Below are 16,793 nucleotides of genomic sequence, written 5' to 3' on the forward strand. Positions count from 1 at the left end.
ACACTAATAACGCCACGCGCCAAACCAGGAAATACATCATGAAAACAATGAACAAATTTGCCCTCACCGGCCTTGCCGCTGGTATTGCCTTCGCTGCTTTAACGACCACCGCCCAAGCACAAGAAGAATGGACAATGACCAGCACCTGGCCGGAAAATCTTGATCTGATCAAGATTGACCAGCACTGGGTGGAACTGGTCAATAAACTGGCAGGTGAAGAACTGCAGATCAATTTTCGTGCCGGCGGTACGCTAATGCCCGGCACAGAAGTATTTGACGCCACTGAAACGGGCAGCATTGAAGCCGCAGGCGACTGGCCGGGCTATTGGGCCGGCTTGAACCCCGCCTTTTCGCCACTGGCCACCACCACCAGCCTGTTTAATGGCGTTGACTATCTGAACTGGATTCAGCAGTGGGGCGGCCGCGAACTGTACGAAGAGATCTACGGCCAGTTCAACATGGTTTATCTTCCTTACGGCATTACCAACAATGAGTCGGGCTTTATGGGCCGCACCCCGATTGAAAGTATTGCCGATTTAGAAGGCAAGCGTCTGCGCCTTTCGGGTCGCGATCAGGGCCGCGTACTTGAGGAGCTGGGCGGCTCGCAGGTCACTCTGGCGGGCGGTGAAGTCTACCAAGCGATTGAGCGTGGCGTTATCGATGCGGGTGAGTTTTCGACCCCTGGCGTTGATTTCAATGCCGGTTTTGCCGAAGTGGCTGACTACTGGGCAACCCCAGGTTGGCACCAGTCAGCCAGCGTATTCGGGGTCATGATCAATAAAGATGCTTGGGACGCTCTCTCAGAAGACACCCAAGAGACTCTGCGTATTGCGGCAGATGCCACGATGACATGGTCACTAGCCTGGTCTGAGCGCCAATCTACCGAAGCCACTCAGAAGTTCATCGATGCGGGCGTCACGATCAACCAGTTCTCTGAAGAGGATTTGGCGCGCATTCAGGAAGTTACCAACGAGGTGATTCTGCGCGGTGCTTGCGAATCTCCTGACCACGCCAAGGTCTACCAGTCAATGATTGCCTACCTTGAGCAATACGCGACTTGGCGCGATGTTTCAGCTCCTTTCAACATGAGCCGCGTGATGGATAACCTGCCCTCACTGGAAGAGGTCGAAGCCTGCCTGTAAGGCGCTTCTGTGCCGCCTCGGTTTTTACCGGGGCGGTTTTTTTGTGCTGACCGCGGAGATCTTCCATGAATGCGATTGCCAAGGCGATCGATGCCATCAATGAAGCCTTTGGGCGAATCATCGCCCCGTTGATTGCCATCATCACCCTGATTGTTCTTTTCGACATTGCGTCACGCTTTCTGTTTGGGCGCCCCAGCGATTGGGCCTTTGACGTGACCAAAATGCTGTTTGGCGCTCACTTCATGCTAATGGCGGCCTATGGGCTCAAACACCACGCCCACGTGGAAGTCGATGTGCTAAAGCGCTTGTTATCGCGCAAGAAGCAAGCCGCGCTTGATGTGCTCGGCTACTTAGTTTTCTTTATTCCTTTTATCTGGATGCTAATCACCCTGGGCTGGAGCTTCTTTGAACGCGCTTGGAGCCGCGGAGAAACCACCTATGGCATGGTCTCGATCCCGGTCTACCCGATTAAAGGCGTGATTGTGGTCGCCGCTATCCTGATTCTGCTGCAGGCAGTTGCCATTGTGCTGCGTGCCATCATGCAGCTTCGCGAGGAGACATCAGCATGAATCTAAGTCCTGAAATGCTCACGCTGGTGATGTTTGGCGGTCTGATGGTGGGGCTGTTTATGGGTCACCCGCTGGCGTTTGTACTCGGCGGCGTAGCGGTTATCGGCGCCTTTCTTGGCCCCGGCGAGCGCATCCTCGGCACCCTGATTAACAATATTTTCGGTAACGCCATGGACAACTACGTCCTGGTGGCGATACCGCTGTTCATTTTGATGGCAAGGTTCTTAAACGACTCGGGCGTTACCGAGAAGATGTTTGACGCCATGCGTTTACTACTGGCGAACCTGCGCGGAGGCCTCGCACTTACCGTGGTCATCGTGTCGGTGCTGTTAGCCGCCACTACCGGCATTGTTGGCGCCTCCATTGCGGTGATGGGCATGATTGCCCTGGTACCTATGCTCAAGTACGGCTACAACAAAGAGCTTAGCGCCGGGGTTATTATGGCGAGCGGCTGTCTGGGTATCTTGATTCCGCCCAGTATCATGTTGATTCTGATGGCTAGCTACTCGCCGGTATCAGTGGGCGCGCTGTTTGCGGGCGCGTTGATTCCCGGCCTGTTGTTAGGGGTCATGTATGCGCTTTACGTATTGATCATCTGCTATCTCAAGCCCCACTACGGCCCCAAAGTGCCAGCGGAGGAGCGCGCCGAAGTCAGCACGAAACAGCTATTGATAATGCTGGGTAAATACGTGGTGCCACCCATGTCGCTAATCCTCGGCGTGTTGGGTGCGCTGTTTACCGGCATCGCCACCGCCACTGAAGCCTCCGCTATCGGCGTTTTTATCGCCTTTATTCTGTTCTTGATCTTCGGCGACCGCAAAATCAGCACCTGCTTCTGGACAATGATAGAAGCGGGTAAAACCACCACCATGGTCATGCTGGTACTCGTTGGCGCCACTGCCTTTACCGGTGTGTTCTCGCGCGGTGGCGGCATGACCGTGATTAGCGAACTGGTGCTGGGAATGCCTGGCGGCACCATTGGCGCGTTGATCCTGATGCTGTTCCTGGTATTTATTCTGGGCATGTTCCTGGACTGGACCGGCATCGTACTGCTGAGCTTTCCGATCATGCTACCCATCGTCGAAGCCATGGGCGTGGATATGCTCTGGTTCGTGGTGATGGTAGCAGTGGTACTACAAACCTCGTTCCTGACCCCGCCCTTTGGCTATGCGCTGTTTTACTTAAAAGGCGTCGCCCCACCCGGGGTCGAAATCGTCGATCTGTACAAAGCGGTGGTGCCCTTCGTCGCCTTGATTCTGCTGGCGTGTACGCTAATGGCGTTCTTCCCATGGCTAATTACCGGCCTACCGAACATGATGCTAGGTTACTAGAACGTTCCCATCCCAGGCTTAAGACTTAACCTCCAACCATGATGGCCCGCTCCGGCGGGCTTCTTGTTTGTATTGATGGCAGTACTGCCAAGCTGCAGTAAAACACCGCAAATGCTACTATTCACGCCCGTCACTATTTCGCATTAAGTGCGCTGCGCCACTTTACGCTGTTGCAAGGAGTGTTCGTTTGTTCAGATCCGGCTATCGCGGGCTATTCGCCTTCTCCTCTTCGCTTAGCCGTCGCGCTAGCCCCTGGTCGATTGCCCTGGTCGCAGTGGCGTTTATCGTAGCGCTGCCTGTACTGGTGGTGTTTGCCCATATCGTGATGCCTACCGATGGTGTTTGGCAGCACTTAGCCAGCACGGTACTTGGCCGCTACTTAAACAACACTTTCTGGCTCGTCGTGACCGTTGGGCTCGGTACGCTCATCATAGGCACCGGAACGGCATGGCTGGTCGTCATGTGCCGCTTTCCCGGTAAACGGCTTTTCGAGTGGGGGCTGCTGCTTCCTCTGGCGGTGCCTACTTACGTTATCGCCTATGCCTATACAGACTTCCTCCAGTTTGCTGGACCACTGCAGAGCCTGCTGCGCGAAACATTTGGGTGGGAGTATGGTGATTACTATTTTCCTAATGTGCGCTCGCTGGGCGGTGCGGCCACGGTCATTACGCTGGTGCTCTACCCCTACGTCTACCTGTTAGCTCGTGCCTCATTTCTGGAACAATCGGTATGCGTACTGGATGTAGGGCGAACGCTAGGGCGCGGACCCTGGAAATTGTTCGCCAGCGTTGCCGTACCACTCGCGCGGCCGGCGCTGGTGGGCGGAGTATCGCTTGTCTTAATGGAAACACTTAATGAGTTTGGCGCCGTTCAGTTCTTCGGCGTCGATACTTTTACTACCGGCATTTACCGTACCTGGTTTGGCATGGGTGAACAGGTTGCAGCGGCGCAGTTGGCAGCCTGCCTACTAACTTTCGTGATTGTCTTAGTGCTACTGGAGCGTTGGTCACGAGGCAAACGCCGCTACTTTCATACCACTAATCGTTACCAGCAGTTGCCCGAATATGTTCTGCACGGCTGGCGCGCCGCTGCAGCAACGCTAGCTTGCTTAGTGCCGGTGCTGGTGGGCTTTTTACTGCCTAGCGGTATCCTGCTTAATTTAGCGCTCCAAGGGGGCGATTCACTGTGGGGCTCTCGCTTTATTGGCTACGCCTGGAACAGCCTTGGATTGGCAACCGTCGCTGCGCTGATCGCCGTCGGACTGGCAGTCGTACTGAGCTATGGAGTGCGCATGCACGATACGGCATTTGCGCGGGTGGCTTCCCGGGTCGCTTCGATGGGGTACGCGATTCCTGGTTCGGTGGTCGCGGTGGGCATTCTGATTCCGTTCACCTGGCTGGATAATGCACTCAACACCTGGTTACACAGTCACTATGGCTACATCATTGGACTGGTGTTCAGCGGTTCGGCATTTATCTTGCTATACGCCTATGTCGTGCGCTTTTTGGCTGTCTCGTTCAATGCGGTTGAAGCCAGTCTCGGCAGGGTGACGCCCAGCATGGATGCCGCCTCGCGCACCCTTGGTCAAACGGCAGGCGGCACCCTGCGCCATATACATACGCCGATGATGCGTAGCAGCTTGTTAGCGGCAGGGATTTTAGTCTTCGTTGATGTCATGAAGGAGTTGCCCGCGACGATTATTCTGCGCCCCTTCAACTTCGATACGTTAGCAGTGCGGGCGCATAACTTGGCCTCCGACGAGCGACTGGCCGAGGCTTCCACATCGTCGCTGGCGATTGTGGTGGTGGGTATCTTGCCGGTTATTCTACTCAGCATGGCCATGCGCCGTTCGCGCCCCGGCGCTACCCCCTGACGAAACGCTAGATAGAGAGCGGAAAAACAAATACCTGAGACAGATCCAGATGAATATCCACCGGCTGACCTTCTGCGGGTAGAAATACCCCTGGTACACGGGCGTGCAGGTGGGCTTCCAGGCCGTTTTCACCATGGGCACACAGGTGTAGAAGGCTGGTGCGCCCCAGCAGCTTCGCCATGACCACATGGCTATGGCGGTGCTCATCCGCAGGCAGATCACGCTCGACAATACGTAGCGCCTCAGGACGGATCATTATCTGAGCATCGCTGCCCTCAGCAAGCCCTACAGCAGGCACTCGACCCACTGGCGTACTCACCATGCCGTTATGTACCTTGCCCTGCAGCTCATTTACATCGCCAAAAAAAGTCACTACAAAAGGATCCTGTGGCGCGCAGTAAAGCTCACGTGGCGTGCCGGTCTGCACGATCCGCCCGTCCCGCATCAGCGCGATGCGATCCGCCATGAACATGGCTTCCTCAGGGTCGTGGGTGACTAACAGCGTCGCTGCCCCGACCTTTTTTAACACGTGCAGAGTATCGTCGCGGATACGGTCGCGCAGCCGCGCATCCAGGCTTGAAAACGGTTCATCCAACAGCATTAAGCGCGGGGATGGTGCCAGCGCACGCGCTAAGGCCACCCGCTGCTGCTGGCCTCCTGACAGCATATGTGGATAGACATCGATATACGCTGCCATACCCAACTGCTCCAGCAGCTGTTTAGCACGCTCACGGCGCTCACCTGAGGCCAAGTGTTTAAGACCAAAGGTGACGTTTTCCAGCACGGTAAGGTGGGGGAACAGCGCCGAGTCTTGAAATGCTAACCCCACATTGCGCTTTTCCGGGGGGACGTGGCGCTGGCCTGGCGCGGCAATATATACATCTTCCAGCGCTACGCTGCCCTCTTGCAGTACTTCCAGCCCCGCAGCGATACGCAATAGCGTGGTTTTGCCACACCCAGAGGGGCCCAACAAGCAAACCACTTCACCAGGGGCAACGCTTAAATCGACACCTTTGACAACTAAATGGCCGTCGTAAGCATGCCGCACATTGTGCATCGTCAGGGCCGTGGCATTAGACGCCGCCGAGGCGACCTTGAGGGTTGCTGTCATAAATCACCACTGTTCAGGTGAGCAAATTGCGTTTGAAAACGTCTAAACGCGGATTCAGTACATTTGAAAGTTATTTGCATTCTATTTTCTATTGGCGCGTTATGCACGTGACACCTCTTAAGTAGCAGCAAAGCCTTGACGTTAGGGAGCTGAAACGCTTCAATAACAATGTTAATAATGCAACTTATTATCATTCAATAAATAAGGATGAGCTTGATGAAAACCGTACGCTTTGTTGCTCCAATGGCAGCGATGATGGTGAGCGCTACTTTTGCCGGCCAGGCCGCCGCAGATGAACTCAATCTCTATTCTGCGCGCCATTACGACTCTGACGAGCGTCTTTATGATGCGTTCACCGAAGAGACCGGTATTGAAGTTAATATTCTTGAAGGCGACTCCGATCAGCTAATTGAGCGTATTCAGCGTGAAGGCGTGGCTAGCCCCGCCGACATCATGCTAACCGTCGATGCTGGCCGTCTATGGCGCGCGGAAGATGAAGGCATTTTCCAAAGCGTCGAGTCGGACGTGCTTAACGAGCGCCTGCCTGAATCCATGCGCCACCCTGACGGCCTGTGGTTTGGCTTTAGCCAACGCGCCCGCGTTATTTTCTATAACCGCGACAACTTCGACCCAAGCCAGATCGCAAGCTACGAAGACCTTGCCGACCCACAGTTTGAAGGCAAGGTGTGCATCCGTTCTTCCAACAATATTTATAACCAGTCACTGCTGGCCGCAATGATTGAGCACCACGGAGCAGAAGGTGCTGAAGAGTGGGCCCAGGGCGTGGTCAATAACATGGCGCGCGACCCCGAAGGCGGTGACACCGACCAAATTCTCGGCGTTGCCAGCGGCGAGTGCGACATCGCAGTGGCTAACCACTACTACTATGTTCGCCTGCTAAAATCCGACGACGACGCTGAGCGTGAAGCGGCTCGCAAAGTGGGTATTATTTTTCCCAATCAGGATGACCGCGGCACCCACGTTAACGTTGGCGGCGCCGGTGTAGTAGAAGGCGCGCCTAACCGCGACAACGCCGTACGTTTCCTTGAATACCTCGCCTCAGACACTGCTCAGGAAATTTTCGCCTCCGGTAACAACGAGTTCCCGGTCGTTGAAGGCATCAAGAAAGACCCTGTGCTGGAATCCTGGGGCAAATTCAAAACGGATGACGTGAACATCAGCGTGCTGGGTGAGAATAACCCTGAAGCGATCCGTATTTTTGATCGCGTCGGCTGGCGTTAAGCCCCCTGCCCACACGAGAGTAAGAATCTCGCTAGGCTAAAATCCTTCAGCAGAAGTTAGAAACACCCGCAGCTGCGGGTGTTTTGCGTTATAGCGCGTCTAAACATGCTGGCACTGGCGGAAAGCTTCGGGGTCGACCATCTTCCTGCAGATAGAGGGTATGCACCCGATTTTCAGGCAGCTCTAATGGCACGTGGCTAGCAATAACCAGAATGCCCTGTTGCGCCCGGCGCACAAGGCTGGTGACGACATGGCGCCGTGTTACCGCGTCCAACCCGGCTAACGGCTCGTCAAGCAGCAGAATGGGCCGCCGTGACAGCAGCACGCGCGCTAATGCAATACGTCGCGCCTGCCCACCGGAAACGGCAGCGCCATACTCGCCCAAAGGCGTCTTGAGGCCTTGAGGCAACCCTTGAGCCCAAGCGCTCAGAGCCAAATCATCAAGAACGCTCCATAGCTCACTCTCACTGGCATAACGATCACCCAGGCGCAGGTTTTCCGCCAAACTCATATCAAACAAATCCCACTGTTGGGGCAGATAGCCGACTGCGTTGTGCATTGACCACTGCTCAATGGGATGGCCGTTAAGCCAACACTGCCCGGACAGCGGCAGCAACTCACCGGCTAATACCTGCAACAAAGTCGATTTGCCACACCCCGAGGGGCCATGCAAACAGAGTATTTCCCCGCTGTTCAACGCCAGGCTGATACGCCGCGGCCCCACCAGTGCACCGGGCAGGCGCGCGGTTAATTGGCTGACATTCAGATGCCAGGTGAGCGGTGTGGCTTCAGCCTCCTCAATGGCGGTTTGCACCCTCGGTGCCCCTTCCACCAAGGTATTGAGACGATTCCGTGCGGCAAGGCTCGCGCCCAAGGCAAGAAAACTATGCGTCAGTGGTGCCAACATTTCCCCTAATGCCAGGATCGCCAAGATGGCGGCTAACAGCATTGGCACCGTCAAATGGCTGGCCGCTAACAGCGCTTCTGCCTGCCACAGCACACAAACGATGGCACCTCCCAGCGCCACCTGCTGTAACGCGGTGGTCAGGCTCGCAAGGAGTTGCTGGCGCTCCTGATGGGCCAGGTAGTCTGCGTCCCGTTTTTTCACTCGCTGGGCCATCTCTTGCCATCGCCCCCACAGCACTAATGAGGTAATGGCGGCCAAGGGCTCAATCAGCGCCACCCGACGACGCTCAGCAAGGTCGGCCCCCTGACGTGCCTGATCGATACCACGCCATAACGCCAATAACGGCAACCCTAGCCAAGCTAACAGCACTCCCGGCAAAGCAGCCCACATCAGCGTGCCACTCAGCCAGTAGAGCCCTGCCATAACCACCACTACCATTAGCCCGGCCCAGCCCCAGGGCAGCAGTGCCCGAAGGACCACCTGATCAAGCTGGTCTATATCGGTCACAAGGCGATGCATAGCGTTAGCCGTACCGTGATGAGAAGGACTGGAAGCGGTCTGCAATAACGGTTTTTTACCCAATGCCATGAACAATTGGCAGCGCAGATCCTTCAGCAAGCCTAGCGCGGCATCATGGGAGGCCAAGCGCTCACCGTAGCGCCCGGCGGTGCGTACAATGGCACACAGACGAATCAGCGCTGCGGGGCGAAAATAGTCGAACCCGAAGGCGGTCGCCGTCACCGTGCCAGCAACCGCGGCTGCGGTAATAAACCAACCCGAGATAGCCAGCAAACCAATGACAGCTAGCAGCGTGGCGGCGCCTAGCAAGAACGCCAGTGCCCACCCGCCGCGACGAAGCAACAGCAAATCACGCAGCCGCACAGTGGGAGGTTGTTCTGCAGAGGGTGTCTTGTTTAGCAGCATGCGATGGCCTCTTTCGATAACAGCTCAATTTGCCGATCGACCCACTCTAGCCCCGCCGACTCGTGACTGACGATGATCAGGCTACGCCCACGGCTAAGCTTGCCGATCAGTGCATTGAGCTGCCAAGCGGCCTCCGGATCAAGATGGGCCGTGGGCTCATCGAATAGCCATAGCGCCGCATCGCGAAGCAGCAACTGCGCCAACCCCAAACGTTGTAGCTGGCCACCGGAGAGACCCTGTCCGCGCTCGCCCAACGACGTGGCAAGCCCATTGCCACGAAGCAGAATCGACCACAGGCCGACCAGGGTCAGAACCTCAATGAGCTCTTCGTCCGTTTTATCCGGGGCCGCCAAGCGCAAGTTCTCTGCAATGCTGCCGGACTGAATCGGCGGTTGCTGACTCAGGTAGCCAAGCTGGCGTTGCCAAGCGTCTCGGGGCCACTCACTCAGTTCGCATCCCTTTGCCTTCAGACTGCCCTGATAGGCAATAAACCCCAGCATTGCCTGCAAAAAGCTCGACTTGCCAGCGCCGCTTTCCCCTTGCACCAACAGTCGCTCGCCTGCTGCCAGCGTCAGGTTAAGCGGCGCTAGCCGCAAACGACCACCCTCACCCATGACACTCAGCGCTCGGTACTCTAACGCGAACGACTCGACGCTGACGGTGGCCGGAGATAGCGATGCCCCTTGGGGCTGCCAAGTGTCGGCTTTGAGCAGCGGCGCTAACGCCTGTATGGCGCCCACGGCCTCTGCCCGGGCATGATAGTCGGTACCCAATTGGCGAAGCGGCGCATAGAACTCTGGCGCCAGCAGTAAAATAAACAGCGCCCCCTGGTAGGGTACCGGCACCTCTGCTTTTGCCCAGGGCAAAAGGCCAAGCAGCCCTAAGCCGAGATAAAGCGCCACCAAGGCAATCGCCAGCGCGGCAAAAAACTCCAATACCGCGCTGGATAGAAAGGCAAGCCTTAGCACCCGCATGGTACGCCCACGGTAAGCATCACTCGCCTGGGCTACCTGGGTCTCTGCCTGGTCCGTTGCGCCCATGCGTTGCAGCGTGGCCATCCCCCGAACCAGATCAAGGAAACGGCCTCCCATACGCGCTAACGCCGTGAACTGCTGTTGACTAGCCCCCGCAGCAGCACGCCCGACAAGAATCATGAACAGCGGCACTAAAGGCGCGGTCATTAGCATCAATCCAGCCGCCAACGGACTATGTAGCGCTACCACCGCGGCTATCAGGCAAGGCACTAGCACCGCGAGCAGACGTTGTACCCAATAGCGGCTAATGTAGCCATCCAGGGCGTCTACCTGCTCCAGCACTTGGGTGGCCAAGGCACCATCACTGCCAAATTGGCGCCTAATCGGCCCCAACCGTCCAAGCTGCTCGAGTAACTGGCTGCGTAGCGAATCTCGGGCACGCAGGCTGGCCTGCCGAGACAGCCGCTCACGGCCAGCGTGTAGGAAAGGGCGTAGCACCATACAAATGGCCAGTCCTGCTAGCAAAACCGGCGAGGGAGCCTGAGACGCCCCATCCTGCCAAAACAGCAACCAATGGTGGAAAAGTTTGGCCAGCAGCCAACACTGGGCAATCAGCAGCACCACGCCGATCATCGCCAACAGCGCGGCGCCACGCAACCGCCAGCGTTGAGCGGCGAGGCAGCGGTTTAGCAACTGCCTCGCATCATTGGCTTCAGTCGCTCCGCTCATGCTCGGATTCGCCTTCATAGCCATTCACTTCAAGCCACATGGCGTTAAGAATGCTGACGGTGGCCGCCAGCGTGACACCCAAAATCCAGGCGAAATACCACATACGATCCCCTCCTCAGTAAAGCGCTTTGTCGTTATCACGAATGAACTGCTCATTCAGACGACCGCGCATGACCCAATAACTCCAGGCGGTATAGAGCAGTATCAACGGCACGAAGATGCACACCACCACAAACATGATCTTGAGCGTTAGCTCACTCGCTGTGGCATCCCACATGGTCAGGCTATGGTTAGGGTTGAGCGACGATGGCATCACGAAGGGGAACATCGTCACACCCGTGGTGACCACCACCATGGCCATAGCCACCGCTGAGCTGGTAAATGCCAGCGCATGGCGTCCCAGTTTCATGGTCAGCGCACAGAGCACAAACCCTACTACGCCCAGTACGGGCAGTAGCCACAACAGTGGGAAGCGGTTGTAGTTGGTCATCCAGCCGCCAGCACTCACCGCCACGATTTTCCCGGTGGTATCGTTGTAGCCCTGGGTATCGATCACGCTGGTTACCTGGTAGCCATCAATCCCCCATAGCAGCCAAACCCCACCCAGCACGAACAGTGCCGCGCACACCAGTGCTGTCAGGCTGCCGATGGCGGCACTACGACGGCGCAGTTCGCCCTCGGTTTTGAGCTGCAGCCAGGCCGCTCCGTGGGTGACGAACATCAACAGACTCAAAAGCCCGGCCAATAGTGCAAAGGGGTTCAATAGCCCCAGCAAGCCACCCTGATACTCCAAGCGCAGATAGTCATCGAACTGGAAGGGAACGCCTTGCAAGAGATTGCCGAAGGCGACACCAAAGATCAGCGCGGGAACGGCGGAACCGATCGTCAGCCCCCAGTCCCAGCGGCTGCGCCAGGTGGGATTGTCCAACTTGGAGCGGTAATCGAACGCCAAGGGCCGCAGGAATAGCGCAAACAGCGTTAGCATCAAGGCGAAATAGAAGCCGTTGAAAGCCGTGGCGTAAACCGGTGGCCAGGCGGCAAACAGTGCTCCCCCGGCGGTCACCAGCCAGACCTGATTGCCGTCCCAGTGAGGCGCCATGGAGTTGATCATCACCCGGCGCTCTTCATCGCCACGCCCGACTATTTTGAGCAAGGTGGCAACGCCCATATCAAACCCATCGGTGACGGCGAAGCCGATCAACAGCACGCCGATCAGCACCCACCAGACAAACCTAAGTGTTTCGTAGTCCATCATCATGCCTCCCGTGCGGGGGTTGGGATTGGATAGTCAGCGTCGGCGTCATCCTCCAGGTAACCGCTACCGGAAGGCCCCTTGCGAGCAAAGTGCTGCATCAACCACATTTCGATGATGACGAAGGTGGTGTAGAGGACACCAATGGCAATCAGGGTGGTGAGCACCTGTTCAGCCGTCAGACTGGAAATAGCCAGATGTACCGGTAGGATCTCGCCGATGGCCCAGGGCTGGCGTCCATACTCGGCCACGAACCAGCCCGCCTCACAGGCAATCCAGGGAAGCGGCAGGCTAAACAGTGCGAAGCGAAGTAGCCAGCGGGACTTCTCTGGCTGACGACGTACGCTATGCCAGAAGGCCAGCGCAAACAGCAACAGCATGCTAAACCCTGCGGCTACCATGGCCCGAAAAGACCAGAAAAGCGGCCAAACCTTGGGGATCGACGCTTCAACGGCTTGATCAATTTCGGCGGCGGAGGCATTGGCCACATCGTCGCTATAGGCGCTAAGCAGTAGCCCGTAGCCAAGATCGCGGCGCACTTCCTCGAACCGGACCATGTCCCCTTCGCTCCCTTCATCACTGCGTAGCCGCTGCATGAGAGCGTAGGCTTCCTGGCCATTGATGATACGTTCGCGGTGTTCCTCCTTAAGCTCGCGAATGCCCATCACTTCGGTATCCAGCGAGCGCGTGGCGATCAAGCCCATCACGCCCGGTATGCGAACGGCGAAGTCGGTATGCTGTTGCGCCTCGTTGGGTAGTCCGAACAGCGTGAAGGCTGCCGGTGCGGGATGGGTTTGCCACTCTGCTTCGATAGCCGCCAGCTTGACCTTCTGCACATCACCCAGCTCATAGCCGGACTCATCGCCCAGCACAATGACCGATAGTGCGCTGGCCAACCCGAAGGCAGACGCAATCGCGAAGCTGCGCCGGGCAAAGGCAACCTCGCGGCCCTTGAGCAGGTACCAGCTTGAAATCGCCAACACGAAAACCGCGCCGGTGACGTAGCCCGCCGACACGGTATGCACGAATTTGACTTGGGCAACGGGGTTTAGCAGCACTTCAGCAAAGCTGACCAACTCCATACGCATGGTGGCAAGATTGAGCTCCGACCCTACCGGATGCTGCATCCAGCCATTGGCGACCAGAATCCATAGGGCCGACATATTGGTCGCCAGCGCCATCAGCCAGGTGACCGCCAGATGCTTCTGTTTTGACAGGCGATCCCAGCCGAAAAAGAACAGCCCGACCAGCGTCGACTCAAGGAAGAACGCCATCAAGGCTTCTATCGCCAGGGGCGCGCCGAAAATATCGCCGACATAGTGAGAGTAGTACGACCAGTTGGTGCCGAACTGAAACTCCATGGCGATGCCGGTGGTGACCCCCAGCGCAAAGTTAATACCAAATAGCTTGCCCCAGAACTTGGTCATCTGACGATAAATGGTTCTGCCGGTCATCACATAGACTGACTCCATGATCGCCAGCAGTATCGACAGTCCTAGCGTTAAGGGTACAAACAGGAAATGCACCATCGCCGTAAAGGCGAACTGCAACCTGGATAATTCAACAATGTCCATGAGTGGCTCCCGATGGATAGCGTAAACACACCTTTCGCTCCACCGGGAAACCACAGATAGGTGCTAACCCAGGTAAAGCGATGTGTATAGGCTATTCCTCCACCCGAGCCAAAAAATTGATCTTGGTCAACTCCTTACTGAAGCATTGCACTGTTGCGACAAAATGCCATCCACACTACTCCACATTATTAGGCGTAGACGAACGAGGCTGGCGGCATTGGTAGTAGCATTAGTGGGCTTCGTCCCAGTTGGCGCCGCTTTCCGCTTCTACAATCAGCGGTACTTTCAACTCTGCAGCCCCCTGCATGCGTTTTTGCACCTGCTCAATAAACGCCTCCACCTGCTTTGCGGCGACCTCAAACACCAGTTCATCGTGCACCTGCATCACCATCAGCGCATCGAACTCGCCTTCTTCCAGCCATGCATCCACATCAATCATCGCCTGCTTGATGATATCGGCAGCGGTGCCCTGCATCGGTGCGTTAATCGCGGTGCGCTCGGCGCCTTGGCGGCGGTTACGGTTTTGTGACTGAATCTCCGGCAGGTAGAGCCGCCGACCCAGCACGGTTTCGACAAAGCCATCCTCAGCTGCCTGGGAGCGGATGCGCTCCATGTAGCGGGCAACCCCTGGGTAACGGTCAAAGTAGCGGTCAATATAGGTCTGCGCTTGGCCACGTTCGATACGCAGCTGACGCGACAGGCCCCAAGCACTCATGCCATAAATCAAACCGAAGTTGATTGCTTTGGCACTACGACGCTGATCGCCAGAGACCTTATCAAGGGAGGTACCAAACACTTCCGCCGCCGTGGCCGTGTGGATATCACGCCCTTCGGCAAATGCCTCAAGCAGCCCTTTATCTTCAGATAAGTGCGCCATGATGCGCAGCTCAATTTGCGAGTAGTCGGCGGCGACAATGCGGTAGCCGGGGCGGGCAATAAATGCCTGACGAATTTTGCGCCCCTCTTCGGTGCGGATGGGGATGTTCTGCAAGTTAGGATCAGACGATGACAACCGCCCGGTAGCCGTAACGGCTTGGTGGTAGCTGGTATGCACCCTGCCAGTGGCCTTATTGAGCAACCGTGGCAGCTTATCGGTGTAGGTGGACTTCAGCTTGGCAAGCCCCCGGTGCTGCATGATGACCTTGGGCAGCGGGTAATCCAGCGCCAATTCTTCCAATACGCCTTCAGCGGTAGAAGGCGCGCCCTTGGGCGTTTTCTTGAGCACAGGAATCTTCTGCTCTTCAAACAGAATCTGCCCCAACTGCTTGGGCGAACCCAGGTTAAATTCGCGCCCGGCCAGCTCAAACGCCTCGCGCTCTAATTCGCCAATGCGCTGCTCTAGCTGCTGGCTCTGTTTGTGCAGTAGCTCGGCATCTACCGCGACCCCGTTGCGCTCAATCCGCGAGAGCACTTTGATCAGCGGCAGCTCGATATGATCCAGCACCTCCGCCAAGCGCCCTTCGCTTTCGACCTGAGGACGCAACACCTGCTGCAGCCGCAGGGTGATGTCGACATCTTCACAGGCGTAAGGTACCGCCTGCTCCAGGGCAATTTGGTTGAAGGTCAGCTGCTTCGCCCCCTTACCCGCAATCTCTTCAAATGAAATGGTTTTTTCGCCCAAATACTTGAGCGCTAGCGAATCCATATCATGCCGGGTGGCGGTAGAATTGAGCACATACGACGCCAGCATGGTGTCGGCAAAAGGGCCAACCACGGAAATAGCGTAATTGGCCAAAACCGAAATATCGTACTTGAGGTTTTGGCCAACCTTGGTTTTTGTCGGGTCTTCCAGCAGCGGTTTTAGCGCCGCCAACACCGTTTTGCGGTCAAGCTGCTTAGGCGCATCCAGGTAGTCGTGGGCAAGGGGGATATAAGCCGCCTCCCCCGCTTCCAGCGACAAGCCAATGCCAACAATTTCCGCATCCATGTAATTAAGACTGGTGGTTTCCAGATCGAAGCAGAAGCGCTCGGCGTTTTGTAGCCGCTTCAACCAGCGCTCGAAGTCTGCCTGTTCTAGGATGACCTGGTCTTCACGAACAGACGCTTGCCCGAAACCGCTATCCTCGGACTCGCTACCCGCTTCATCAGCGCTGGCGGGCGCCGGCTCGCCGCCTTTAACGTCATCCACGCCTTCGTCTTTGCCTTCCAGCAACTCGCCCAACCACTGACGGAACTCCATCTCTTTGTACAGGGTAACCAACGCTTCGCGGTCTGGATGGGCAATATCCAAATCATCCAGGCCCACCGGCAGATCGCAATCGACTTTGATGGTGGCCAACTGATAGGAGAGAAACGCTTGATCGCGATGCTCTTCAAGCTTCTTGGGCAGGGTTTTGGCGCCCCGAAAAGTGAGCGTTTTTACTCGCTCTAAATCACCATAAATGGTCTCCAGCCCACCGCCCATGCCTTGAAGCAGGCCAATGGCGGTTTTTTCACCCACGCCGGGCACGCCGGGAATGTTATCGACCTTGTCCCCCATCAGGGCGAGAAAATCGATAATCAGCGCGGGCGGTAGGCCGAATTTTTCTTCCACGCCCGCCTCGTCCAGGGTTTCATCCTTCATGGTGTTCACCAGCGTGATATGGGCATTGACCAGCTGCGCCATATCTTTATCGCCAGTAGAGATCACTGCGTCGCGCCCAGCTTGGGTAGCATGATGCGCCAGAGTGCCAATCACATCGTCCGCCTCGACGCCTTCAATACACAGTAGCGGTAAACCCAGCGCTTTGACACAGGCGTGCAGCGGCGCAATTTGGCTGCGCAGATCATCGGGCATCGGCGGGCGATGTGCCTTGTAATCGCTGTACATGTCATCACGGAACGTTTTGCCCGGCGCATCGAATACCACCGCCATGGGACTTTCCGGATAATCTTTAATCAGCCGCTTGAGCATGTTCAGTACGCCCTTCACCGCGCCTGTAGGCTGACCATTAGAGGTCGTCAGCGGCGGAAGCGCATGAAAGGCACGGTAAAGGTAGGAAGAGCCATCGACGAGAACGATCGGTGCGCGAGCCATAACCAAGTTCCATTGTTAAATAGGATTGCTTAAAAAGAATTACCAATAAGAGTGACTCACATGATACGCGTTGCACAGGCCGCCTGCAGAGACAAACGCCCTCTCCTGAATCTACATCGACAACAACGCTGCCAACTCAGCGACCAAGC

12 protein-coding genes are annotated in these 16,793 nt (G+C 56.6%); 5 read left to right on the forward strand and 7 right to left on the reverse strand.

Going from position 1 to position 16,793, the window contains the following annotated elements:
• Positions 1–38: 38 nt before the first annotated feature.
• From dctP to AC5TBW_RS15410, 4 genes are all read left to right on the forward strand, one after another.
• Positions 39–1,142 (forward strand): TRAP transporter substrate-binding protein DctP, encoded by a 1,104-nt coding sequence (gene dctP / locus AC5TBW_RS15395; RefSeq protein ID WP_495509401.1) that lies wholly within the window; start codon positions 39–41, stop codon positions 1,140–1,142.
• Positions 1,143–1,207: 65 nt separating this feature from the next.
• Positions 1,208–1,711, forward strand: coding sequence for a TRAP transporter small permease subunit (locus AC5TBW_RS15400; protein WP_495509402.1), 504 nt, complete (start codon positions 1,208–1,210; stop codon positions 1,709–1,711).
• Positions 1,708–3,042, forward strand: coding sequence for a TRAP transporter large permease (locus AC5TBW_RS15405; RefSeq protein WP_495509403.1), 1,335 nt, complete (start codon positions 1,708–1,710; stop codon positions 3,040–3,042). Before AC5TBW_RS15400 ends, AC5TBW_RS15405 begins: the two co-directional genes overlap by 4 nt.
• A gap of 187 nt (positions 3,043–3,229) precedes the next feature.
• Complete coding sequence (locus AC5TBW_RS15410; RefSeq protein WP_495509404.1) at positions 3,230–4,915, forward strand: ABC transporter permease; 1,686 nt, start codon at positions 3,230–3,232, stop codon at positions 4,913–4,915.
• A 7-nt stretch (positions 4,916–4,922) separates the two neighbouring features.
• Here the strand turns inward: AC5TBW_RS15410 and AC5TBW_RS15415 are convergent, their stop codons facing one another.
• A complete protein-coding gene (locus tag AC5TBW_RS15415) occupies positions 4,923–6,026 on the reverse strand; it encodes an ABC transporter ATP-binding protein (RefSeq protein WP_495509405.1) in 1,104 nt (367 codons plus the stop codon).
• A gap of 216 nt (positions 6,027–6,242) precedes the next feature.
• On the opposite strand from AC5TBW_RS15415, the gene AC5TBW_RS15420 reads away from it, so the two are divergent.
• Positions 6,243–7,268: a Fe(3+) ABC transporter substrate-binding protein gene (locus AC5TBW_RS15420; protein ID WP_495509406.1), complete on the forward strand. Its 1,026-nt coding sequence runs from the start codon at positions 6,243–6,245 to the stop codon at positions 7,266–7,268.
• Between the two features lie 88 nt (positions 7,269–7,356).
• On the opposite strand, the gene cydC is transcribed toward AC5TBW_RS15420, so the two are convergent.
• The 6 genes from cydC to polA form a co-directional block, all read right to left on the reverse strand.
• The gene (gene cydC / locus AC5TBW_RS15425) at positions 7,357–9,099 is read right to left on the reverse strand and encodes a thiol reductant ABC exporter subunit CydC (RefSeq protein WP_495509407.1); all 1,743 of its coding nucleotides are present in this window, start codon (positions 9,097–9,099) and stop codon (positions 7,357–7,359) included.
• Positions 9,090–10,802 (reverse strand): thiol reductant ABC exporter subunit CydD, encoded by a 1,713-nt coding sequence (cydD, locus tag AC5TBW_RS15430; protein ID WP_495509408.1) that lies wholly within the window; start codon positions 10,800–10,802, stop codon positions 9,090–9,092. Before cydD ends, cydC begins: the two co-directional genes overlap by 10 nt.
• Positions 10,786–10,905, reverse strand: a complete 120-nt coding sequence (cydX, locus tag AC5TBW_RS15435) for a cytochrome bd-I oxidase subunit CydX (protein WP_051052215.1) — start codon at positions 10,903–10,905, stop codon at positions 10,786–10,788. The genes cydD and cydX overlap by 17 nt, the downstream gene beginning before the upstream one ends.
• A 12-nt stretch (positions 10,906–10,917) precedes the next feature.
• On the reverse strand, positions 10,918–12,060 hold the full coding sequence (gene cydB / locus AC5TBW_RS15440; protein ID WP_495509409.1) for a cytochrome d ubiquinol oxidase subunit II: 1,143 nt from the start codon (positions 12,058–12,060) through the stop codon (positions 10,918–10,920).
• Positions 12,057–13,628: a cytochrome ubiquinol oxidase subunit I gene (locus tag AC5TBW_RS15445; protein ID WP_495509410.1), complete on the reverse strand. Its 1,572-nt coding sequence runs from the start codon at positions 13,626–13,628 to the stop codon at positions 12,057–12,059. Before AC5TBW_RS15445 ends, cydB begins: the two co-directional genes overlap by 4 nt.
• Positions 13,629–13,857: 229 nt before the next feature.
• Positions 13,858–16,644 (reverse strand): DNA polymerase I, encoded by a 2,787-nt coding sequence (gene polA, locus AC5TBW_RS15450; protein ID WP_495509411.1) that lies wholly within the window; start codon positions 16,642–16,644, stop codon positions 13,858–13,860.
• Positions 16,645–16,793 lie beyond the last annotated feature (149 nt).

Source organism: Vreelandella sp. ssv (assembly GCF_059448525.1).